Annotated in this window: 20 protein-coding genes; 11 read left to right on the forward strand and 9 right to left on the reverse strand. The window is 64.3% G+C overall.

The window, feature by feature from the left end:
* Positions 1 to 376 precede the first annotated feature (376 nt).
* Positions 377 to 2,329 carry an SUMF1/EgtB/PvdO family nonheme iron enzyme gene (locus CUJ90_RS22805; RefSeq protein ID WP_083083040.1) on the forward strand — a complete coding sequence of 651 codons (1,953 nt, stop codon included), beginning with the start codon at positions 377 to 379 and terminating at the stop codon, positions 2,327 to 2,329.
* Positions 2,330 to 2,396: 67 nt separating this feature from the next.
* On the opposite strand, the gene CUJ90_RS22810 is transcribed toward CUJ90_RS22805, so the two are convergent.
* A complete protein-coding gene (locus CUJ90_RS22810; protein ID WP_114163982.1) occupies positions 2,397 to 4,601 on the reverse strand; it encodes a serine/threonine protein kinase in 2,205 nt (734 codons plus the stop codon).
* Positions 4,602 to 5,016: 415 nt separating this feature from the next.
* Between CUJ90_RS22810 and CUJ90_RS22815 the strand changes: the two genes are divergently transcribed.
* From CUJ90_RS22815 to CUJ90_RS22840, 6 genes are all read left to right on the forward strand, one after another.
* Positions 5,017 to 5,289, forward strand: coding sequence for a hypothetical protein (locus CUJ90_RS22815; protein WP_073428740.1), 273 nt, complete (start codon positions 5,017 to 5,019; stop codon positions 5,287 to 5,289).
* An 88-nt stretch (positions 5,290 to 5,377) separates the two neighbouring features.
* A complete protein-coding gene (locus CUJ90_RS22820) occupies positions 5,378 to 5,656 on the forward strand; it encodes a hypothetical protein (RefSeq protein ID WP_114163983.1) in 279 nt (92 codons plus the stop codon).
* 182 nt (positions 5,657 to 5,838) lie between these two features.
* On the forward strand, positions 5,839 to 6,060 hold the full coding sequence (locus tag CUJ90_RS22825; RefSeq protein ID WP_073428742.1) for a hypothetical protein: 222 nt from the start codon (positions 5,839 to 5,841) through the stop codon (positions 6,058 to 6,060).
* Between the two features lie 379 nt (positions 6,061 to 6,439).
* The gene (locus tag CUJ90_RS22830) at positions 6,440 to 6,643 is read left to right on the forward strand and encodes a hypothetical protein (RefSeq protein ID WP_073428743.1); all 204 of its coding nucleotides are present in this window, start codon (positions 6,440 to 6,442) and stop codon (positions 6,641 to 6,643) included.
* Between the two features lie 243 nt (positions 6,644 to 6,886).
* Complete coding sequence (locus CUJ90_RS22835; protein WP_073428744.1) at positions 6,887 to 7,042, forward strand: DUF3309 family protein; 156 nt, start codon at positions 6,887 to 6,889, stop codon at positions 7,040 to 7,042.
* Between the two features lie 135 nt (positions 7,043 to 7,177).
* Positions 7,178 to 7,978 (forward strand): glucose 1-dehydrogenase, encoded by an 801-nt coding sequence (locus CUJ90_RS22840; RefSeq protein WP_083083037.1) that lies wholly within the window; start codon positions 7,178 to 7,180, stop codon positions 7,976 to 7,978.
* Here CUJ90_RS22840 and CUJ90_RS22845 read toward each other — a convergent pair.
* The 5 genes from CUJ90_RS22845 to CUJ90_RS22865 form a co-directional block, all read right to left on the reverse strand.
* On the reverse strand, positions 7,975 to 9,375 hold the full coding sequence (locus CUJ90_RS22845) for a four-carbon acid sugar kinase family protein (protein WP_227470522.1): 1,401 nt from the start codon (positions 9,373 to 9,375) through the stop codon (positions 7,975 to 7,977). The genes CUJ90_RS22840 and CUJ90_RS22845 overlap by 4 nt on opposite strands.
* Positions 9,372 to 10,670, reverse strand: coding sequence for a ribulose-bisphosphate carboxylase large subunit family protein (locus CUJ90_RS22850; RefSeq protein WP_083082122.1), 1,299 nt, complete (start codon positions 10,668 to 10,670; stop codon positions 9,372 to 9,374). Before CUJ90_RS22850 ends, CUJ90_RS22845 begins: the two co-directional genes overlap by 4 nt.
* Positions 10,667 to 11,206: a VOC family protein gene (locus tag CUJ90_RS22855; RefSeq protein WP_114163984.1), complete on the reverse strand. Its 540-nt coding sequence runs from the start codon at positions 11,204 to 11,206 to the stop codon at positions 10,667 to 10,669. The genes CUJ90_RS22850 and CUJ90_RS22855 overlap by 4 nt, the downstream gene beginning before the upstream one ends.
* 93 nt (positions 11,207 to 11,299) lie before the next feature.
* Positions 11,300 to 13,186 (reverse strand): TRAP transporter large permease, encoded by a 1,887-nt coding sequence (locus CUJ90_RS22860; protein ID WP_114163985.1) that lies wholly within the window; start codon positions 13,184 to 13,186, stop codon positions 11,300 to 11,302.
* A 79-nt stretch (positions 13,187 to 13,265) separates the two neighbouring features.
* A complete protein-coding gene (locus tag CUJ90_RS22865) occupies positions 13,266 to 14,291 on the reverse strand; it encodes a TRAP transporter substrate-binding protein (RefSeq protein ID WP_083082116.1) in 1,026 nt (341 codons plus the stop codon).
* Between the two features lie 195 nt (positions 14,292 to 14,486).
* Here CUJ90_RS22865 and CUJ90_RS22870 point away from each other — a divergent pair, with 195 nt between their 5' ends.
* The gene (locus tag CUJ90_RS22870) at positions 14,487 to 15,542 is read left to right on the forward strand and encodes a LacI family DNA-binding transcriptional regulator (protein WP_114163986.1); all 1,056 of its coding nucleotides are present in this window, start codon (positions 14,487 to 14,489) and stop codon (positions 15,540 to 15,542) included.
* A gap of 602 nt (positions 15,543 to 16,144) precedes the next feature.
* On the forward strand, positions 16,145 to 16,618 hold the full coding sequence (locus CUJ90_RS22880) for an Lrp/AsnC family transcriptional regulator (RefSeq protein WP_073428750.1): 474 nt from the start codon (positions 16,145 to 16,147) through the stop codon (positions 16,616 to 16,618).
* A gap of 9 nt (positions 16,619 to 16,627) precedes the next feature.
* Here CUJ90_RS22880 and CUJ90_RS22885 read toward each other — a convergent pair whose 3' ends face one another.
* Positions 16,628 to 17,863, reverse strand: a complete 1,236-nt coding sequence (locus CUJ90_RS22885) for a YbfB/YjiJ family MFS transporter (protein ID WP_083082110.1) — start codon at positions 17,861 to 17,863, stop codon at positions 16,628 to 16,630.
* 404 nt (positions 17,864 to 18,267) lie between these two features.
* Here CUJ90_RS22885 and CUJ90_RS22890 point away from each other — a divergent pair, with 404 nt between their 5' ends.
* The gene (locus CUJ90_RS22890; RefSeq protein ID WP_083082108.1) at positions 18,268 to 18,747 is read left to right on the forward strand and encodes a hypothetical protein; all 480 of its coding nucleotides are present in this window, start codon (positions 18,268 to 18,270) and stop codon (positions 18,745 to 18,747) included.
* Positions 18,748 to 18,759: 12 nt separating this feature from the next.
* Entirely contained in the window at positions 18,760 to 19,632 is an 873-nt protein-coding gene (locus tag CUJ90_RS22895) for a 4'-phosphopantetheinyl transferase family protein (RefSeq protein ID WP_083082106.1), read from the forward strand.
* On the opposite strand, the gene CUJ90_RS22900 is transcribed toward CUJ90_RS22895, so the two are convergent.
* Positions 19,629 to 20,324, reverse strand: a complete 696-nt coding sequence (locus tag CUJ90_RS22900) for a 4'-phosphopantetheinyl transferase family protein (protein ID WP_114163987.1) — start codon at positions 20,322 to 20,324, stop codon at positions 19,629 to 19,631. The genes CUJ90_RS22895 and CUJ90_RS22900 overlap by 4 nt on opposite strands.
* Positions 20,325 to 20,407: 83 nt before the next feature.
* On the reverse strand, positions 20,408 to 21,736 hold the full coding sequence (locus tag CUJ90_RS22905; RefSeq protein ID WP_083082102.1) for an MFS transporter: 1,329 nt from the start codon (positions 21,734 to 21,736) through the stop codon (positions 20,408 to 20,410).
* Positions 21,737 to 21,756 lie beyond the last annotated feature (20 nt).

The raw sequence follows: 21,756 nt of genomic DNA on the forward strand, positions 1-21,756 counted from the left end.
GTTGGTTCTTCTCATTGCGCACTCTCCCGAAGAGTGGTCATGGCCGCCTCGGCCGCAAGGCTGCCGGGCGTCCTGCTGGATGTCGCGAGCGCGCGCGTTGTTGAACGGCCGCCTGATTAAAACGACATGCCGCGTTACTTTGTGAATCAGCTTAGGACGTAACTTGCCAAAAAGATACGCAATGCTCGTTAACCGTATAACGCACTGAGGATAAGCGACAGTTGTGGCGCTCGAAGCGCGTGCTATCGTTGTTAGCAGGTTGCAGATGGATAGTCGTGGCGGCGTCGATACTTCTCTCCGGTTCACTCTGGCGGTTGCCGCGAGCGGCGCGGTGCTCGAATGCCTGGGTTCTGTCCGGAACAAACAGGATGTGAAGATGTGGCGAATATTCGTGCTGGTGTGCGTGGCCGGGGTCATGCAGGCGCATTGGGGCAGTGCTTGCGCGACTGCGCCAAATGTCCGGGCGGAACATATCGCGGCGGCGCCCGGCATGACGGTCTCCGCGTTCGCGCCACACGAGAACAATGCGGCTTCTCCCCGCGTCGCGCTCGTGATCGGCAACGGCGCGAATGGCGATCGAGCGGACCCGCTTCGCGATAACGCACCGCGCGATGCCGAAGCCATGCGCGATACATTGCGCGCGCTCGGCTTCGATGTGATCTTGCGCACCAATGCGACACCTCGGCAAATGCAGCAGGCCATTGGTGAATTCCATCGGCGTTTGCGCGCGGGCGGCACCGGTCTGTTCTATTTCGCCGGGCATGGCGTGCAAGTCGGCCGGCAGACGCTGCTCATTCCCGCCGGACTCGATGCGCGCTCGCCCGCTTCGCTCATCAACGAAGGTGTCGACCTGAATAGCGTGCTTCAGGCGATGCATACAGGTGGATTCAATCTCGCGATCCTCGATGCCTGCCTGAATAATCCCTTTTCAACTGACGTCACGTTCGCCGGACCGGCACTTTCCGCCAACACACTGGTTGCCTATGCCACCGCGCCCGGCGGTTTTGCCGCGGACGGCATGCGTCATGGCGTCTACACCAACGCATTGCTGCGCGCGCTCGACGGCGCTTCGTCGCAGGATTTTTCCGCGCTGCTGGAGCGCGTCGCCGCTCGGGTCCGCGACGTGACCGGCGGCGAGCAACAGCCGTGGATGGCTTCGTCGCTGACCGAGCCATTTCGCCTCGCGGGGAATGTCCTTCCCGCATCGCTCCTGGCCGTCAACGAAACCGACCACGTCGTGACACTGCGCAGCCGAGGCATTCTCCCGAAAGACAGCAGCGAGCAATACGAAATCACGTTCTGGAATTCGATCAAGGACAGCAACTACCCCGCCGATTACGAGGCCTACCTGAAGGCGTATCCGAACGGCCGCTTCGCCACGCTCGCGCATGCACGCATCGACCGGTTGCGCGCGGCGGCGTCGAATGCGCCGGCTACCGCGCCCGCGCCGCAAGCCGCGCGTCCAACCGCCCCAACCGCTCCAATCGCTCCGGCCAGCGCGCCACCGCAAGAACGCCCGCGCGCGACGCCCACGCCAGGCGCAAGCGCGGCGCCGGCTACGGCTCCGCCCGCTGCATCGGCCGCGCAAAAGCCCGCAACGCGTCCGCCGAGCGCGGGCGAGAGCCGTGATTGCGCCACCTGCCCGATCATGATCGCGTTGCCGGCCGGCTCGTTCCCGATGGGCAGCGGCACCGACGATCCTTCCGAAAAACCCGTGCATCACGTGAACATCGGCGCGCCGTTCGCCATCGGCAAATACGAGGTGACGGTGGAGCAATGGAACGCGTGCGTCGCCGCCAACGCCTGTCCGAAGCTGACACCCGAGAGCAACGCGAACAAAGCGGCGCCGGCACGCGACATCAGTTGGGACGACGCGCAGCAATACGTGAAGTGGCTGAGCAAGACCACCGGCAAACCGTACCGCTTGCCGACCGAGGCGGAATGGGAATACGCGGTCCGTGGCGGCACGGCGACCGCCTACTGGTGGGGCGATCAGATGCGCAAGGGCAACGCCAATTGCAAAGACTGCGGCGACCCGTGGCATAAGGAAGGACCCGAGGCCGCCGGTTCGTTCGCGCCGAATCCGTTCGGCCTGTACGACATGAACGGCAGCGTCTGGGAATGGACGGCCGATTGCTGGCACAACTCCTACCAGGGCGCGCCCGCCGATGGCCGCGCGTGGGAGAACCCCGCTTGCGACATGCGCGTGATTCGCGGCGGTTCGTGGCGTGAAGGCGGCGGCTACATGCTGAGCGCGACGCGCTTCAAATACAGCGCGGGCGTGCGGCAATCGCAGGATGGCTTTCGGGTCGTGAAAGACCTCAAGTGAGGCGGGCGATTTGCGGCTCGAATCATCGGCGCGCGGCGAAATCCGGGCGCGCCGGGTTCGCGCTTGCTCACGGCGCACGCGGCTTCGTCGTGATCGGCGCGAAGTCGGCGACGATCCGCTCCTGCCCATATTTGCCGGCGATCTGCGCGAGCCGCGCATCGAGCGCGCGCAGATAATCGGCGCGCGATTCGCTCTCCGGACGCGGCTTGTCGAATAGCGGCGCCGGCGTGATGAGCAGCACCACCATCTCCGATCCGAACGGTTTCGAAATCACCCAGTCGCCCGCGCTGCCGACCGTCGCCGCATAGCGCGGCGGCGCCTGATTATCCTTCGCGCGCGGACTCGGCACCATGTGCACGACGTTGCCGTCGAGCTGGTAGTAGTCGAGGTTCACGTAGGAATCGTAGGCGGGCGTGGTGACGTCGACGACGAGCGAGTCGCCTTCGCTCAACTGTCCGCCGGGCGGCCGCACATGCAGCGCCGCCACGCGGCCGGCTTGCCAGTTGTGAATCCAGTACGGTGCGAGCGCCTTGACGGTGTCGCATTTGTCGTCGGCAACCGGCTCGACTTCGAGCGCGACGGTATCGACGCCTGGCAAGGCGCTGAGGGTGTCCTTCAGACGCGCAGCGCCATGGCGTTGCGACACGTAGCCACGCACGGTCAACGCGTGGTCCTGCGCGGAAGCGGCGAGCGCCGAACACGGCACTTGCGCGAGTACCGGCGTGACGGCGGCGAGCGTCAGCGCCGGTTTGGGAGCGGGTGGTGTTGCAACGGGTGGCGAGGCCGGTGCGGCGGCGGACCCAGCGGTGGGCTCCGTAGTGGAACCCGCAGTGGACCCCGCGGTGGACCCCGCAGTGGACCCTACCGTCGCCGCTGGCGCGGGCTCCACCTTACCTCCTGCAGCCTCACTCGACGACGACGAAGCCGCCCGATCCGCCAACGCCTGCGAAGCACCCTCGACCGGCTGCGCGCCTTTCTGCCGATCCGGCGCCGAGCGCAGCGCGAACACGCCGACCGCCGCCGCGCATACCACCGCGAAACCCGCGAGCCCCACCTTCGCCAGCTTGCCGGACTTCTCCGCGCGCGCTTCGTTGTCGAACTCCGCGATGAAGCGCACCACGCTCGGCATGCGCGTGTTGCGGTCGAACGAGAGCGCGGCACGCAACGCGCGCCACTGTCGCGCGTCCAGGTTCGGCGGCCGTTGCGGCTTGAAGTCGGCGTTGCGGGCCTGCGTCGCCGATAAACGGTCGAACGGATGGTGGCCCGTCAACAACTCGTAGGTGATGCAGCCGAGCGCATAAATATCGTCGCGCGGATCGGGCTCGCGATGCTCGATCATTTCCGGGCTCGCATACGCCGGCGTCAGCGCGCCGAGGCTGCCGGGATCGAACACGGTGGCGTCGCTCTCCTCCTCCGGCCGCTGGAACACGCGGGCAATGCCGAAGTCGATCACCTTCACTTCGGCGTTCGTCGTCAGAAATACATTGGCGGGTTTGAAATCGCAGTGCACGAAGCCGCGTTCATGCGCGTAGGCGAGCGCGCCGCACATGCCGCGCACGATCGGCAGCGCGGCGCGCACCGGCATGCCTTGATAGCCCGGCGTGCGCAGCAACTGGCTGAGCGGCTTGCCGCTCAGGTACTCCATCGTCAGATAGACGATCGGGCCGTCGCGGTCGAAGTCGTACACCGTGATGATGTTGCGATGCGCGAGCACCTGCGCCTTGCGCGCCTCGCGTTGCAGCGCGACGAGCGAATTCGGATTGCCGCGGAACTGCACGTTGAGCACCTTGACCGCGAGATACGGCTTGCGATCGGACGCCTCCAGCTTGCGCAAGTCGAGCGCCTTGTACACCGTGCCCATGCCGCCGACGCCGAGACATTCCTCCAGCACGAAGCGGTTGTTCAACGTGTCGCCGGTGCCTTTGATCTGGTCGTGGCCGGGAGGATTCGCGGCGCCCGGCGTACTTGCGCCACCCGGCTTTTGGCCCGCGCCTGCGGAGCGTGCCGACGGAATATCGACCGTGGTCTGAATGCCGGTTTCCTCGCCGCCCGCGGCCACGTTCGAGACGCGCAACTGCTCGATGCGCCGCCGCACTTCCGCGTAAAGATCCTCGGGGAGCGGTGTCTTGCGATGCGCCGTGCCGAGCATCTCCAGCAGCTGCGTGGGACCGAGACCTTCGGTCGTCAACGTGCTGTCGAGTTGAGCGACGAGCTCGTCACGCGACAGCTCGCCGCTCTGGAAGTCGTGAATCACACGCGCAAGGCTAGCCATTTGTGCGAAGCGCCGCCGCTGCCGTTGGGCCGGATCGCATGCGACCGAAACCGCTCGGGCTGATAGAAAACCTGTCGTAACCAGTTACATGTGCCGCTTCGATACTAGCCCCCGGCCCACGCTTTCGCAAACCAGGATTGCCCCGCTGCGTGCGCGCCGTGACGGTGTCGCGCGGCATCCAACAGCATGCGGTGGTCTGTCGGGCGCCTCCCACCAGTAGCGAGAGGCGGAAGCGCGTCCATGGATCGGCTCGAACGCGTGAGTGCGGCTCGAAAGCCCCATGCAGCAAGCCTGCGCAAACTTTCTTTGGATGCCAGAATAAAACTGGCACAGGCCGTGCATTAGTGACACTCGAGCAGACAAGTTGCTCGAACCCAATCGCAAAACTCTCATTTTTTCTTCCAGGAGATTTACCATGAACGCACTGATGATCAAAGACCTGTCCATCACCGAACAACTCGACAGCAAAGCCATGAGCGCCGTGCGCGGCGGTTTCGGTCCCTCGACCTCGTACTACAACTTCAGCCCGGTCTTCGCCCCGAACAACAGCAAGAAGGTCGACGCGACGCAACTGATCAACACGTCGATGGACATCCAGAACGCCAACGGCAACAACGTCGCGTTCGCCGCCGGCATCCATTCGACGATCGATCCGAGCATCACGTCGAGCAACAACATCCACGTGTAAAGCACGACGAGGCGAAGCGCCCGTGCTCACGGGTCTCTTCGCCTCGCGTCGTCCACGCCCGTCTTCCGCGCACCCTTGGAGATTCACCATGTCATCCCTCATGATTCGCGATCTGTCTCGCACCTGTTATCTCGACCGCCGTGCCATGTCGGCGGTGGCCGGCGGCACCGGCACGCCCGGTCTGCCGTCCGTGGCCGGCCTCGGCACCATTGCCAACGTCAACGTCGCGATAAACCAGAACCTCGCCCAGTTCCAGACCGTCAACGTCGCCGCGCTCAACAACATCGGCGTGATCGGCGCGGGCGTGGTGCCGCTGCACCTGAACGTCAGCCCGGAACTCTTTGGCGGCAACTTCGCTGCCGTGTGACGGCGTGCGGTAGCGAAGGACCGGGGGCTTCCCTACTGCCGCCTCTTCATAATGAAGCGGCGCGCTGCAAGCAGATTTCCTATACTCATAGTGCGACGAGACCACCGCACACTTAACGACATATCGAAGCGGCGACCGGACAATCGCACCGGCCGCCCGCTCGGCATTTCTCCGGAGCCCTCATGGCCAAGCTCATGATCAAGGATCTCACCGACAGCGTCGAACTCGACCGCCAGGCGATGGCCGCCATTGTTGGCGGAGCACGCATCGGTGCGCGATTGAATGGCGCGGTGCCACTCGTGCCGGCCTCGGCGCGCGTCGTCGAATATCCGCCCGGCTTTCCCGCCGCGCACCAGACGGTTGTCACGGCGGCGATGCAGCGCAGGGCATTGCGCCGCTACTAGACTTCGATTCCACTGTTGTCCGCAACGGCACGCGCTCGATGCGCGTGCCGTTCGCGTTTTGAGCGGCGGGCGCGTGTGCGCCCGCGTTCCTCGCATCCTTCGCATCCCTCGCATCCGGTCGCCATCCGCAACCGCCGCATGGAGCGCCGCCAGCCAACAACCGGCGCGCGAGCTGTGGGACCGCGCCGCACACTCCGATTCAATCCCGGGTCGATCGAACGCGGCGTTTGACGGGGTCATCTCGCGCCGCCCAGACAGGACGCGCGTTGCCGAACCGCCCGTGTTTTCCGCGCCGGCCGCACGCAAAATGGCATAGCCCTTGCAGAAGTCAGGCTGAGCACCGCATCGTGCTCGCCCGTCCACTTTCTGGAGTAACGCCATGAAATCCACTGTCATCATCAAAGACCTGCCGCGTTCAGCGGACCCCGCCCACGACGACACGCTCACCGCCGAACAGATGAAAGCGCTGCACGGCGGCCGTTCGGTTGTCGTCACCGTCGACAAGGGCGGCCTGGGCCAGGTCGACGATTGGGAAATCAACACCGCCATCTTCGAAGGCCGCATCAAAGGGTCCTACCTGTAGGACGCGCGAGATGTCCGCAATTGGAAACACCCCTGCGCCAGCAAACGCGCAGGGGCGTCAGACCGCCCGTCAATAATGGATGTCGCGGCGTATCGACTTCAAACGGCTCCGTTTTGACATCCCTCCTGGGCACGCGCCTTGCTCAATCACGACATCGATGCCGCCTTTCGCCAGGCGCCCCGAGGGCGCGCCTTGCGTGGCTGTCGTGAAAGAAGGTCCGTCAACCAAGCGGAGGTCTTTAACATGCTGGGAACCATTCTTCTGATTGTGCTGATTCTTCTCCTCCTCGGCGCACTGCCGACCTGGCCGCATAGCCGTTCATGGGGCTATGCGCCTACCGGCGGTATCGGCGTCGTGCTCATCGTCGTGATCGTGCTGCTGGTCGCCGGGGTGATATAGCCCGATCGAAACGCCCGGTTCGATACTTCGAACCAGGCCGGCCGCCGCTGTCGATGCAGGTCGCCGCATCGATATCCGGCGGCTTTGCCATGTCGATTGCCGGTTTGAATTCACATGGCGAAGCCGGAGAATGCGATGGAAAAGCTACTCGAGAATCAGGTTGCGCTGGTGACCGGCGCCAGTTCCGGCATTGGATACGGCGTTGCACAAGCGCTTGCGAACGCGGGCGCGGCGGTGGTCCTGAACTATCACACCCATGCCGAATCAGCCGAAAAGCTCGCCGACGAGATTGAAAAGGCGGGTGGCGCAGCGCTCGCGGTTGGGGCCGATGTGGCCGATCGCGATCAGGTCGAGAGCATGTTCGATGCGTGCCGCGCGCGATTCGGCACCGTCGATATCGTGGTTGCGAATTCGGGCTTGCAGAGAGACAGCGCATTTGCCGAGATGACGCTGGAAGACTGGCAAACGGTATTGGCGACCAATCTGACCGGGCAATTTCTCACGGCGCAATCAGCCGTGAAGGAATTCCGGCGACGCGGGCCACGGCCCGTGTCAAAAGCGCTCGGCAAGCTCATCTGCATGAGCTCGGTGCACGAAGTGATTCCCTGGGCGAGGCGTGTCAATTACGCCGCGTCCAAAGGCGGCGTGCTGATGTTCATGAAATCCCTCGCGCAAGAAGTGGCGCCCGAGCGCATTCGCGTCAATTCGATCGCGCCGGGCGCGATTCGCACACGGATCAACAAGGACGCCTGGGAGTCGAAGCCCGAGCAGGACAGGCTGCTTCAGTTGATTCCCTACGGTCGCGTCGGCAACCCGGACGATATCGGCAAGGCCACCGTTTGGCTCGCTTCCGATGAAAGCGATTACGTGGTCGGCACGACCTTGTTCGTCGACGGCGGCATGACGCTTTATCCGGAGTTCGCCGACAACGGCTAACGTCCAGGTGCTTTCTCGCCGTCGACACCGGCGAGCAGTTGCTCGAAAAGATCCGCGTCGCCCATCTGTCCGCCTTTCAGCATGATCTCCATGCCGTCGAGTTCAGCACGGTCGGCGTGAAGGCGGCATACGGTGACGCCTGCCGGGAGCGGCGCGAGATAGGACAAGCCCCAGGCGCCGAGCGCGCGCACGGCGAAGCTGGACGTATCGCCGCCCGCAATGCCGATGCGTCGCAAGTGCGCGTTGCCGAGCACCTGTTGCAGCAGCGCGGCGCATGCGTGCGTGAGCCGCGGCAACGCGCCTGCCGTGTGTTCGGCACGGCGCGTCGTGAAGGCGAGGACGTTGCGTCCGTCGCGCAATGGTCCCGTTATCGCCGCGGCGCGCGTTGCCAGATAGTCGGACGCGCTATCGCCGGTCATTTGCAGCGGGTCCAGTTCCACGCGCAGATACGAATGCGCGGCGGCAATCTGCACTTCGGTCAATGGCGAGAGGCTGCCTGCCAGCACGAACACCGGTCCTTGTGCGCGCGCCAGCGTTACGTGCTCGCGCGCTTCGGCGTGTTGATGTTCAGCGCGCGGATCCAGCGCCAGCGAATAAGCCTGCGCGACGCTGCTCGCGCCTACCGCGAGCAAGGGCGCCGATTCCGCCGCGTGATGCGCGATCACGCGGCCAATCGCGTGCAGATGCGAGTCGTCGAGCACGTCGAACAGCAATGCGTCGGGTTTCGAATCGAGCCGACGCCGCACCTCGGTTTGCAACGCGGCATCGCCGGCCGTGTAGCAGCGCCAATCGACCGATTGCACGTTTTCCACGCCCTGCCGTTGCAAATGCACACGCAAGTCCGCTTCGTGCATCGGCGTCACCGGATGACGGCTCATCGTCGGATGACGGTCGATCCGGTAGATCGACTGTTGATGATCGTCCGCGCCCGCCGCCGCGAACAGTTCGGCGAACACGCAATAGCGCCGCAAATTCGGCTGCCCGCCGACCACCGCCACGAGCGGATTCGCGCAGTGCGCGCGCAGCGTGCGAATCGCCACGCCGATGCTGCCGATCTCCGGCGCGCTATCGAATGTCGAGCACACTTTGTAGTGCATCACGCGCACGCCGAGCGCGGCAAATGCGGCGCCGGCGCGCGACAGCTCCGCTTGCTGTTCAGCCGGCGACATCGTCCGCGCCGCGCCGGCAACGCCGAGCGCGTCGAGACGGCCTAGCGTCGAAAGACGCGCGGCATCGGGTGGCGCGAAGAACAGCATGGTGCGCAGACCGGCGCGGGCGAGATGCGCAAGCGTGTCGGTCGCGCCTGTGAAGTCGTCGCCATAGAAGGCGTAATGCGGACCGTTGCCATGCAACCGGCGCGAGTCGCTGCTCTCTTTGATGACCTGTGCCTCGCTCACGCTCGCCCGCCGAAAAATGCCAATGCGCGCCGCAGTTCCGGCATATGCTCCGCGAACACCGGCAACGGCGTGTGTTCCTGCACGGCCGCCCATGCCTGACGCACGCTCGTCACGCCTGCCGCCGGACCATCGGGATGCGCGAGGATGCCGCCGCCCGACATGAACAGCAAGTCGGTGGAGCGCACCGCGTCGAACGTGGCTTGCGCGGTGCCGGCCCACTGGCCCGAGGAAAACGCCGGCAGCACCGGGTCGTCGCAACCCGACGCAAGCGGCGTGGCGCAATCGCGCGCCGACTCGATCACTTCGGCGTCGCTCTGCGCGAATTTGCCGGCGAGGCCGTGCACGTGCATGTGATCCACGCCGGTCAAACGCCATAGCGTCTGATAAGCCTGAAACGACATGCCGAGCGCCGGATCGCGCGACATCATCCCGTAGCCGTTGCGGTGCGCGTGCAGCACGAGCGGCGTGGCGCGGCGCAGCGCCTCTATCGCGGAAAAACCGCACCAGTTGATGCTCGCCATCACGCAGGTGCCGCCCTCACGCTCGACCAGTTCCGCATGACGGCGCATCGCGTCGAGTCCGTCGGTGATATTGAACGCGACCATCACGCGGCGGCCGCTGCGCTCGCGGTAGCGGCGCACTTCCGCCATCACCGCTCGCACGCGCTCGGCGAGCGGCGCATGCGCGGGGTTCGCGCAGACTTCATCGTCCTTGATGAAATCGACGCCCGCTTCGCACAACTCGCGCACCAGCGCCGCCGTTTGCGCCGCGCTCAAGCCCACGTTCGGCTTGATGATGGTGCCGATCATCGGCCCGCCCGTCACTTCGGTCAGCACGCGCGTGCCCGCCACGCCATGACGCGGCAGTTCGAAACGCGCGCGATAGGCGACAGGCAAGCGCAGCGAGAGCAGCCGCATGCCGGTGACCTCGCCCAGATCGTACAGATTGCCGGCGACGGTGGCGGCAAGCGTCGGCAGATTCGCGCCGATGTTGGCGAGCGGAAACGACAGCGTCACGCGCGCGCGACGCCACGGTCCCGGCGTGCCCTGGCGCGCGAGCCATGCGCTCGGCAAGCTGGGTTGCGACGCGGGTTCGAGTTCCTCGATGCGCAGCACGCCCGCGCGGCTGCGTGCGCGCAGCGCATCCGATTCGTTGGCGACGCGCACGAATGTGCCGCTCGACTGCTCGCCCGCCATCACGTCGGCAACGCGGGCGGGATCGAGCGGCGTCTCGATCAGGTAGTCGGCTTCGAGCGTGTCGTCGTGAACGGTGTTCCGTTGCAGCGTGGCGTTCATAGCGCGTTCAGATCAGGAAAGCGGCGCACGGGCTCACGGCCGTCCCAATCGCGCGACGCCGCGTAGATCATGTCGAACAGCCTGCCTTTCGGCCCGGCGATCTCCGAGAGTTCGATGACGGTACCCGGATGATCCTCGGTGTCGAAGTAGACAAAGCGCCCGTTGCGGCCCACCTCGCCGCTCATCGCGACCTCGAAGCCCTGCTCCCGCAAGCGCGCGAGGTCCGCGTCGAACGAGGTGGTCCAGTATGCGTTGTGCTGCAAGCCGGTGTTGCCGGCGGCGAGAAAGTCGCGGTACATCGAGGGTGCGTCGTTGCGCGTCTGGATCAGTTCGACCTGCAACGGCCCCGAGTTCGCCAACGCCACGGAGTTGTGCACCTCGTACGATTGGCCGCGATACACGTAGTTCTCGATCGGCACGCGTTCGTTGTAGAACCACGGGCCCACGCCGAGCACGCGGCTCCAGTAGTCCATCGCGGCCTCGATATCGCGCACCACGTATCCGGCCTGACGAATCTCGCCAAAGAAACGACTCATGAAACTCTCCCGCTGCTGCCAGTTTTTAAAGGACGAGCGACGCCCCGGCGCGGCGGCAATGCAGCGCCCGAGTGTCGAACCTGTGAAGAAAGCCTAGAGAAACCCGATCGAAATCCAGGGAATCGCCGCGACCAGAATCAGGCCGACGATCAGCGCGCCCATGTAGCCGACGATCGGGCGAATGCCCGCATCGGGATTGACCTTGCTGATCGCGCACGCCGAGTAGTATCCGACGCCGAACGGCGGCGAGAAAAGCCCCACGCCCATCGACAGAATCACGACGATCGCGTAGTGCACTTCATGCACGCCCGCGAGCCGCGCGATCGGAAACAGCAGCGGACCGAACAGCACGATCGCGGGAATCCCTTCGAGCACGCTGCCGAGCATCACGAACACGACGATCGACACCGCGAGGAAACCATACGCGCCGCCGGGCATCGCAGCGATCCATTGCGCGAGGTCCTGCGAGAAACCCGATTGAGTGAGCGCCCACGCCATCGAGGTCGCGCAGCCGATGATGAACAGAATCGCGCCCGACAAAGTCGCCGCATCCACCAGCATGCGGCCGAGCCGCCGCCATTCGAAACGGCGATAGACCAGCAGACCGATCAGCATCGAATAGGCGATGCCGATGGTCGATACTTCGGTCGCCGTCGCCACGCCTTCGACCACCGCCATGCGAATCACGAACGGCAGCGCCAGCGCCGGCAGCGACACGACGAACAACCGCGCGATCTGCTGCTTGCTGAAACGCTGCGCGCCGCTCAGGTCTTCGTTGCGGTAGCGCCACCACACCACCACGCACAGAATCAGCGCGAGCACGGCGCCCGGCAGCATGCCCGCGGTGAAGAGCGCGGCGATCGACACGCCCGTGACCGAGCCGATCGTGATCAGCACGATGCTCGGCGGAATCGTTTCGCTTTGCGCGCCGGTCGTGGCGAGCAGCGCGACGAGATCGCCTTCCGACGCGCCGCGTTTTTTCATCTCCGGGAACAGCACCGGCGCAATCGCCGCCATGTCCGCCACTTTCGAACCGGAGATGCCCGACACCAGATACATCGCGCCGATCAGCACGAACGACAAACCGCCATGCACGTGACCGACGAGGCTCGCGAGGAATTCGATCATCGCGCGCGCCATGCCGGTCATTTCGATCAGCAAGCCGAGGAACACGAAGAGCGGCACGGCCAGCAGCACGAGATGCGACATGCCCTCGTCCATGCGGCCGACCACCACTTCGAGCGGCGTGAAAGTCGAGAGGCCGAGATAGCCGAACGTGGCCAGCGCGAAAGAAAACCCGATCGGCACGCCCGAAAAAATGCCGATCGCCACCACGCCGACGAAGAAGATCACGAGATTGATCTTGCCAAGGCTCTGGAACCACGGCCCGGCGAATACGGCGACGAGACCCAATAGCGCGGCAATCGCAAGCACGATCACGACGTCGCGCGCGCGGCTCACCTGCGCGAGACGAATCAAGCCGACCAGCAGCATGAGCGCGGCGCCGACCGGCAACGCGAGCGCGCGCCACGCGTTGCTGATCTGCAAGGCGGGCGTGACGATCGCCGCCTCACCGGACGCGTAGTTGTACGCGGGCACGATCAACAGCGCGAGCAACGCAATCGACGCCGCGATCGCCAGCGTATCGACGAATGCGCGCCGCCGCGGCGACAAGCGGCTGACCAGCGCCGTCATTCGCATATGTTCGCCGCGCCGCAACGCCAGCACCGCGCCGAGCATGGCGAGCCACAGGAACAGAATCCCCGCCAGTTCATCCGACCACACCAGCGGCTGATGCAGCGCGTAACGGCTCACCACGCCAGCGAGCATCACGACCATTTCCATCGCGAGCAGCGCCGCCGCACAGGCTTCCACCAGCGCGATCAAACCGCGATCGAAGCTGCTCAGCCAGCGGCGCGGCGTGCTCGCCGCGGGCAGCGCAACCGCTGCGTCCGCTGGATTCAATGCGTGATTCGACATCCTGAAGTCTCCTCGCGACGGGCCGCCGCGCTTCGTCTCTTGCGCACTCACCGCTCGTGCTCGCTGGCGTAAGCCGAACTCAAGCGAGCTTGCCGACCGATTGTTCGAGCAGGTCCCACGCCTCATTGCCGAACTTGCCTTTCCATTGCGCGTAAAAACCCGCTTGACGCAGCGCCGCGCGGAACGTATCCGGCGAAGTGCGGTTGATCGCAAGGCCCTTGCCTTGCAGATCGGCGATAGCCGCGTCGTTGAGCTTGCGCACATCCTCGCGCTGTTTCAACGCGCCTTGATTGAAGGCGTCGCTGGCAATGCCTTGCAGGTCTTTCGGCAAGCGTTGCCAGGCGCGCGGGTTCAATACGAACCAGTAGCCGTCCCACATGTGATTGGTCAGCGAGCAGTACTTCTGCACTTCATAGAGCTTCGCGACTTGCACGATCGGCAGCGGGTTCTCCTGCGCATCGACGATATGCGTTTGCAGCGACGAATACACTTCGCTGAATTGCAAGCTGGTCGGCGCGGCGCCGAGACCCTTGAACATGTCGATGCTGAGCGGGCTCACCGGCACGCGAATCTTCAGGCCGCGCATGTTCTGCGCGCTCGTGATCGGGCCGTTGCTGGTGGTGGTCTGACGGAAGCCGTTGTCCCACATCTTCTCGAACGATTCGAGACCGGCTTTTTGCATCGCCGCGCGCACATAGGCGCCGAGCTTGCCGTCCATCGCGCTCCATACCTGGTTGTAGTCGCTGAACGCGAAGCCGACCGCGTTGATCGCAACGGATGGCGCGAGCGTCGACACCACGAGCGCCGACGGCGTGAACATCTCGATGCCGCCGCTGCGCACCTGCGCGAGCATGTCGGTATCGCCGCCCAACTGGTTGTTGGGGAATATGCGGATCTCCATGCGCCCTTTGGACGCTTCCTTGATCTGATTCGCCGCTTCCTGCGCGCGCACGTTCAATGGATGCGTGAGGGGCAAGTTGTTGCCGTACTTGAACACGAACTCCGGGCCGGACGCGGCGCGCACGATCGACGGAAAGCCCAGCGCGCCCGCCACCGGTACGGCGGCTACGGCACGCAGCAGCGTGCGTCTCGCGAGGTTGGCCATTTGAGTGTCTCCTTGCTTATAATTGATGTGACTGTCGAATCCATCAAAAACCCTCATCGCTCTGAACAACGCCTTGATTTCCTGTCGCTGGTGTTGAGTCGTCGCGTGATAGCTGCAAGACTAGGCGTGCGCGGCAACCGCTGTCAAACCGCGAACTTGATGTTTTTTGATGGACTTCCCCTGCGAAGGACTGCCATGTCCGAACCGCTTCACCTCACCGCCGCCGCGCGCGCCCGCATTCCCGACATTGCGCGCGCCGCCGGTGTGTCGACCGCCACCGTGGATCGTGTGCTCAATGGCCGCGAAGGCGTGCGCGCCGTCACCGCGCAACGCGTGATGCACGCGGCCGCGCAACTCGGCTATCTGCTCACGCCTGGCGCGCCTGCCGCGTCCGCTTCCAAACCGATGCGTATAGCGTTTCTGCTGCCTGCCGGCACCAATCGCTACTTGCTCATGCTCGGCGACTATATCGACTTCGCTCACGCTCAGTGGAACGCGTTGGACATGAAGTGCCGCGTGCATTACGTCGAGAGTTTCAATCCCAGGGAACTGGCCGACCGTCTTCTGCATTACGGACAACGCGCGGACGGCGTGGTGTTCATGGCGCTCGAGCATCCCGTGGTGCGCGACGCGGTGAATGCGCTCGCGGACCAGGGCGTGCCGGCGATCACGTTGATTTCGGATCTATCGAATGCGCGGCGGCTCGCTTATGTGGGCATCGACAATCGTTCCGCCGGACGCACGGCCGCGTTGCTGCTGGGGCGTTTCATGGGGCCGCGGCCGAGCGGCAAGATTGCGATGCTTGCGGGCAGCCTCAACTATCGCGGGCATGAAGAACGCGAGATCGGCTTTCTGCATCTGATCGAATCGACCTTTCCGCAAGTGCGCGTGATCGGACTGCGCGAAGGACACGACGACAGCGAGCGCAACCACATGCAGACGCGCAAGCTACTGGAGCAGCATCCCGATCTCGCCGGCATTTACAACAGCGGCGGTGGATCGGATGGCGTCGCGCGCGCGATTGTCGAAGCGCGTTCCGAGCAGAAGATTCTGTTCGTCGGTCACGGCTTGACGCCCGATACGCGAGCGCTATTGATCGACGGAACGATGGACGCGTTGATTACGCAAACGCCGCAAGCGATGGTGGGAAATTGTCTGCGGATTTTCCGCAACGTGCGGGACAAACGCGAGGCGATGAGCGATGTGAAGCCCGTGCAATTCAGTATCGTTCTACGGGAGAATTTGCCTTGAGGTGCGAGGCTTTCGCTTCTTGTACGAGAAGGGTTTGTGGGCGCGGATATGTCGGGCACGACAGATGCTGAATTACGAGCGTCTTCAAACTTCCACAAGGAGAACCATCATGCCTTATCTACTCGGCTGGCTTCTCGGCGTTCCGCTGATCGTACTGGTGATCCTGTACCTCATTTTCCATTAACGCTCGACCCACGCAGTGGGTCCGAAGAGGGTCCTGGCGCGGCGCCACGTCTTTACGTCGCCGCGCATTTCTCGACGTCCGCATGCGGGCGTTTCTTCTCCTGTTTCCTTCCGCATACAGCGGCGAGGAACATGCGTCCATGCCCGGCGAGCGCCGTCTTCAGGCGAGGGTCGATGCCGGAATTCGCCCGCGTGCCGCCTTGGGTAAAAGCAGCGAGAACACCGGAGCGCGGCTTGTGGCCGCGACGCCGCAGGCTTGCCGCCTTGCGGACCAGTTGGTTGTCCCGAGCACGAATGCACCCTGAAAATATACCTGGACGCGGGCTGGATAGGCTTCTTAAAGCAGTTGACGCGTCGGCGGGTATTAGAACGATCTTCCGCTAGAATGGCGTTTATCCGAACAAGCTTCCGAAAATGCGATGACTGCCCGTAATCGTCCACTGGATAACCAGGATCGAAAGATCATGCGCGAGCTGCAGAAGAACGCGCGCCTGAGCAATGCCGAACTCGCGGAACTGGTCGGCATGTCGACCACCGCGTGCTGGAATCGCACGCGTCAATTGGAAACCGAGGGGTATATCCGCGGCTATGTCGCGTTGCTCGATCAGCAGAAGCTCGGTTTCGCGGACGTGGTGCTGCTGGAGGTCACGCTCGATCGCCACGACGATGACGCCCTCGCCCGCTTCGGCGCCGAACTGGCGACGCTGACTGAAGTGCTCGAAGCGTATCTCGTCTCGGGCGACTACGACTATCTGGTGAAAGTGGCGGTCGACGGCACAGCGGGCTATGAGCGCTTTCTGCGCGAGAAGCTCTACAAGATCGCCGGCATTCGTCACAGCCGCTCGATGTTCGCGCTGCGCTGCATGAAGAGCATTCCTTCCGTGCAGGTTTGAAACGACGGCTCACACTTCACGCAACGGCTTTTGACACGCGGCGAGCACCGCGCCGGCCGCGAGCAGCAGCGCGGAATAAATCAAACCGCGCGCGAGGCCCGCGCCGTCCGATACCCAACCGATCACCATCGGCCCGACGATCTGTCCGAACGCGAACACGATCGTGAATGCGCTAATGCCCTTGGCCCAGTGACTCGCGGGCAGATTGTGGCGCACGAAAGCCGTGGTCGATGCAACGGCCGAGAGAAACGTCGCGCCGAACAGCACGCCCGAGACGAACGCCACCCACGGCTGCGCGAACAGCGCGGGCAACAGCGTCGCTATCGCAAGCAATGCGTTGAGCACCGCGAGCGCCTGGCCGCCGCGCATGCGGTCCAGCAAGCCCGACCATACGCGTGCCGAGACCACCGTCGCCACGCCGAGCAGCAAATAAAAGCCGGTCACGACCGACGCGCTCATGCCCGCGTTGCGCAGGAGCGCCACGATGAAGGTCATGTAGCCGATATAGCCGACGCCGAACAACGTGTAGCCCGCGAGCGCCGCAATGAAGCGCGGCCAACGCGGCGCATCCGCGGCGTTGGCCGACTGCGCTGCCGTATGCACTGTCGCGTGCACGCTTTCGATTTTTTTGGCCGCGCCTATCGCCACGATCGAGAACGCCATGCACGCCGCGGCCAGCGCGAACCAGGCGAACTGCCAGCCGTGCGCGACGTTGAAGATCGTCAGCGGCACGAGCAGCGATGAAGCCACGATGCCCCATCCCGTGCCGCCGTAATACAAGCCGAGGACGAACCCCGCATCACGTGGTCTCGCCGATGCGAGCCGCGCCGCCAGCACGCCGCCGCTGATGAAAATCGCCGCGCTGCTTGCACCGGTGATCACGCGCAAGACGAGCAGCGAATGCGTATCGGCGAGCAGGCCGCTGCACGCCATCAGCAACGCCGTGGCGATGCAACCGGCGCCGAACAATGCGCCGGCCGACCAGCGGCGCGCAAGCCGTGGAAAAGCCAACGCGCCGAGCAGATAGCCGAGCGCATTGGCCGTGTTCATCGCGCCGGCTTCGGCGAAGCTCCAGCCGAGATCGAGTTTCATCGACGGCAACAGCAGTGCGTAAGCGAAGCGGGCGAACCCGAGCGCTATCGCGCTGCCGAGCGATAGCGCGGCGGCGAGCGCCAGCGTCGGCAGACGTTGGGCCGTTTCGATGGCGGTGGAGGTCGATGCGGTGTCGATTGATTTTGTCGGCATTGGCTGGCGCGATAGACAACAATTGTCTGGAGACCGATTGCGGCGGGCGTGTGGAACGGCCGCTTCGTCATCATATCCGTGGACGCCTGGCGGGGCTGACAGTTAGTTGCAGGGCAACGAACCGTCGAACACCCTCCAAATGAGAATGATTTGCATCTAGACGCAAATTACTCCATCATGAAGCCCTTGCCGCAAACCGAACACACGAATTCATGACCACGCCGAACGTCAGCCGCGCCGAGGCCGAACGCCTACGCCGCGCAATTGCAGCGGTAGCCGCAAGCAGCTGAACAGAGGCCGCGTCATCGCCTATCCGTCGCACGCAACAAGCGCTGGCCTGCGACGCGGCACTCATCCGCTCAGGCCGGCGCGACGCATTGGACCGTGTCCACTCAGGAGCATCGATGAACTTCCGCTCTCACTACAGCAGCCGTCCCGAACTGATCGACGATCATCTGGCCGACAGCACCGACGCCCCCGACCGCACGGTCCTCAGCGCGGTACGCACATGGCTTCGGCCGGCTTGCGAAACCGCGCGCGGCGGCGTGCACTGGCGCGACATTCTGAGCGGCGTGGGCTTGCGGCAAGACGGCATCGAGCACTTCGACCTGTTGATGCGTTCGCTGATGCATGTGTCGTATCGTCCGCTCGACATGCGCTGCCGCTGCGCAAGCGACCTCGGCAAGGACGAAGCCGTGATTCTGCAAACCATCGCGCTGCTGCAAAAAACGCATAGCGGCGCCGCGTTGCGCATGCTGAGCGAGTGGCTGCCTGGGCCTGCCGTCAGCGGCGTGTTGAAGCTGATCCGCTGGTTCGCGATCGATCTGCTCGACGCCGGCGTGGAACTCGACGTGCAAGCGCGCCGCGTCACGTATATGCATTGAGGAGCGGAGCGCATGCCGTTGGAACTTGAACCGGAATTAGCGTCCGCGGCGCCGCCCGTGTCGAAGCATGCGCGGGACGCCGACAGCGGCAACCCACGCGCGGCCGACGTGGACGATGCGTCCGCCGATGCCAGCATCGAACGCATCGCGCAGCCCGCGCGAATCGCTCGCGTCATCGCCTCCGCGGCCGCGCCCGCATTCGTATCGCACCCGCTGACGCGCCACTATCCGCGCAGCCTTGCCGCGCCGCGCGCGGGCGAGCTGCATCTGTGGCGATTCCGCTGTGAATGGCTGCCCGTGCCGGTGCAGGAAGGCGACAGTTGGCTCTCGAAGACCGAGCGCGAGCGCGCGCGGCTGCATCCGAACGCCGCGCTGCGCAAACGCTTTATCGTCGCGCGCGTGGTGGCGCGCTGGATCGTCGGGAATCTGTTCGACTGCGAGCCTCGCAGCATCGATCTCCTCGACGATGGCGAAGAGAAGCTGCGCGCGCGTCATCCGCATGATGGCCGCGGCATCGTCATCGATATTGCGTATGGCGGCATCTGGATCGTCGTCGGCATTGCGTCGACGGCGCTTGGACTGAGCGTGATCGCGCCGTCGCCTGGCAATGCGATTGGCGAGCTGCCCGAAGCCTCACGCCGACATGTGCGCTACAGCAGCCTGTGCAATGCGTTGCGCCATGCGCCCGTCGATCTGGATGCGGACCTGCTCCTGAGCGATGCCACAGCGCACGCGTTCGATCTCGCGGAGCATGGCCGCTGGCATGTGCTCGATCTGCCGATGCCCGGCAAGATTCGCGCGGCGGTCGCGCTCGCGCAACCAGTCACGCAGGTGCATACGTTTGGCTGGCCGAAGGCTTCGGCGTTCGATCCGGCGAGCGCCTAGCCGCGCGTTTTCGTCGACCACGCCGCGCACGCGGCATATCCATCCGGCGCCGCGATCCAGCATGCGGCGATCTCGCGCATGTCGTCCGCAATCCGGTTGCGCAGCGTCACTTGAGTACGCTCGCGCGGCAACACCGTCAAATGCTGCAACCCGCGCGTGACGCCCACGCCCGTCGTTTTCACGAGCGCTTCTTTCGCGACCCAGGCGTCGTAAAAGGCGTCGATCTGCTGGCTCATGTCCAGACGCTCGATCCACGCGGCCTCGTCCGGCGCGAGCGTCAACGACGCAATCGAACGCCAATCGAATTCATCGCTGCGCTGCTCGATGTCCACGCCGACGCGCCGAACCGCCGACATCGCGATGAGCCCATGCGCGCCCGCATGCGATACGTTGAAGTCGTACGCATTGGAATCCGCGAGACGGGGACGGCGGTTTGCATCGGGCGTAAAACGGACGGCGTTAGCCGCGATGCCGAGCCGCGGCGCAAGCTGCTCACGCAGCGCGACGCGAACGCTCGCAAAGCGCAATGCATCCTCATGGCGGCGGAAGTTGCCGGCACGCGCGCGCTCCTCGCCGCTGAGCGGCGCGAAGGCCGCGTCATCCAGCGACGCGGCGAAAGCGAAATCGACCCGCCACAACATCATGTCGGACGGGCCCTCGTGCGGCAATGGAACAGCTTCGATCGAATACATCGCAAAGGTTCGGACGTGATACACGCGCTCGCAAGACAATAATCGCGACTCTACCCGAACTGACGCCCGAAGCCACTCGATCTTTAGATGCGCTTCATCTCCTTCGGCACGCCGATCAGCAATGCAGCGCCGCTGACGAACAGCAACGCGGTCAACACATAAAGCGCGTTATCCATGCTGCCGGTGTGCGTCTTGATGAGACCGATCACCCAAGGGCTCACGATGCCACTCGTAATGCCGATGCTGCTGATCAACGCAATCCCGGCCGCGGCCACGGTGCCCGACAGATAGCTCGATGGCACGGTCCAGAAGATCGGCAGCGCGGCGAAGATCAACACCGCGGCCAGCGAGAGAATCGCGAGCATCGCCGGGAAGCTGCTCAGATGCAGCGTCAACAGCGAGAGTGCGATGCCACCGCCGATCGTGCACGCCGCAAAATGGCGGCGGCGTTCGCCGCGGCGATCCGAGTGACGCGCAATCAGAATCAGCCCCACCGCGCCGACAGCGTTCGGAACCACGCTATACAGGCTGATCGCCAATACGTCGTGAATGCCGAAGTCGCGAATCATCAGCGGCATCCAGAAGCTCAGCGTCAACGACGCACACGTCAGCGAGAAATAGATGAACGCGAACAGATAAACCCGCGGATTGCGCAGCGCCTGCATGAGCGCACGCGACGAATGCGCGTCGGAGATCGGCCGGCGGTCCTCGTCACGTTGCGCGATCAGTTGCGCTTTTTCCTCGGCGTTGAGCCAGCTTGCGTGCTGCGGGCCGTCCACCAGATAGAACGCCGCGATCAGACCCAGCACGATGGCGGGCGCACCTTCGATGATGAACATCCACTGCCAGCCGAACATGCCCCACACGCCGCCCATGTCGCGCATGATCCAGCCGGACACCAGTCCGCCGAGCACGCCGGCCACCGCGACGCCCGCGAAGAAGATCGACAGCACCGCCGCACGCCTGCGCGCCGGATACCAGTAAGTCAGATACAGCACGATGCCGGGAAAGAAGCCCGCTTCGAATACGCCCAGCATGAAGCGCAGCAAATAGAAGTGCGCGGGCTTCGACACCAGCATCATGCCGACCGACGCGACGCCCCACAGCAGCATGATCCGCGTGAACGTGCGGCGTGCGCCGAAACGCGCGAGCAGCAAGTTGCTCGGCACTTCGCAGAGCACGTAGCCGACGTAGAACACCGCCGCGCCGAGACCGTACATTGCGTCGCTAAAACCGAGGTCATGCTTCATCTGCAATTGCGCGAAGCCGATATTGATGCGGTCGAGAAACGACACCACGTAGCAGACGAATAGAAACGGAATGATCCGCAGCGAGACCTTGCGATACAGCAGATCGTCGTGCGCAGCAGCGGATGCGCCCGGCTTGAGCGCGGGGGCGAGGGATTGGCTCATCGGTTATCTCCAAACGTGAG

The sequence above is a fragment of the Paraburkholderia terricola genome (genome assembly GCF_003330825.1).
GTDB classification, from domain to species: domain Bacteria; phylum Pseudomonadota; class Gammaproteobacteria; order Burkholderiales; family Burkholderiaceae; genus Paraburkholderia; species Paraburkholderia terricola.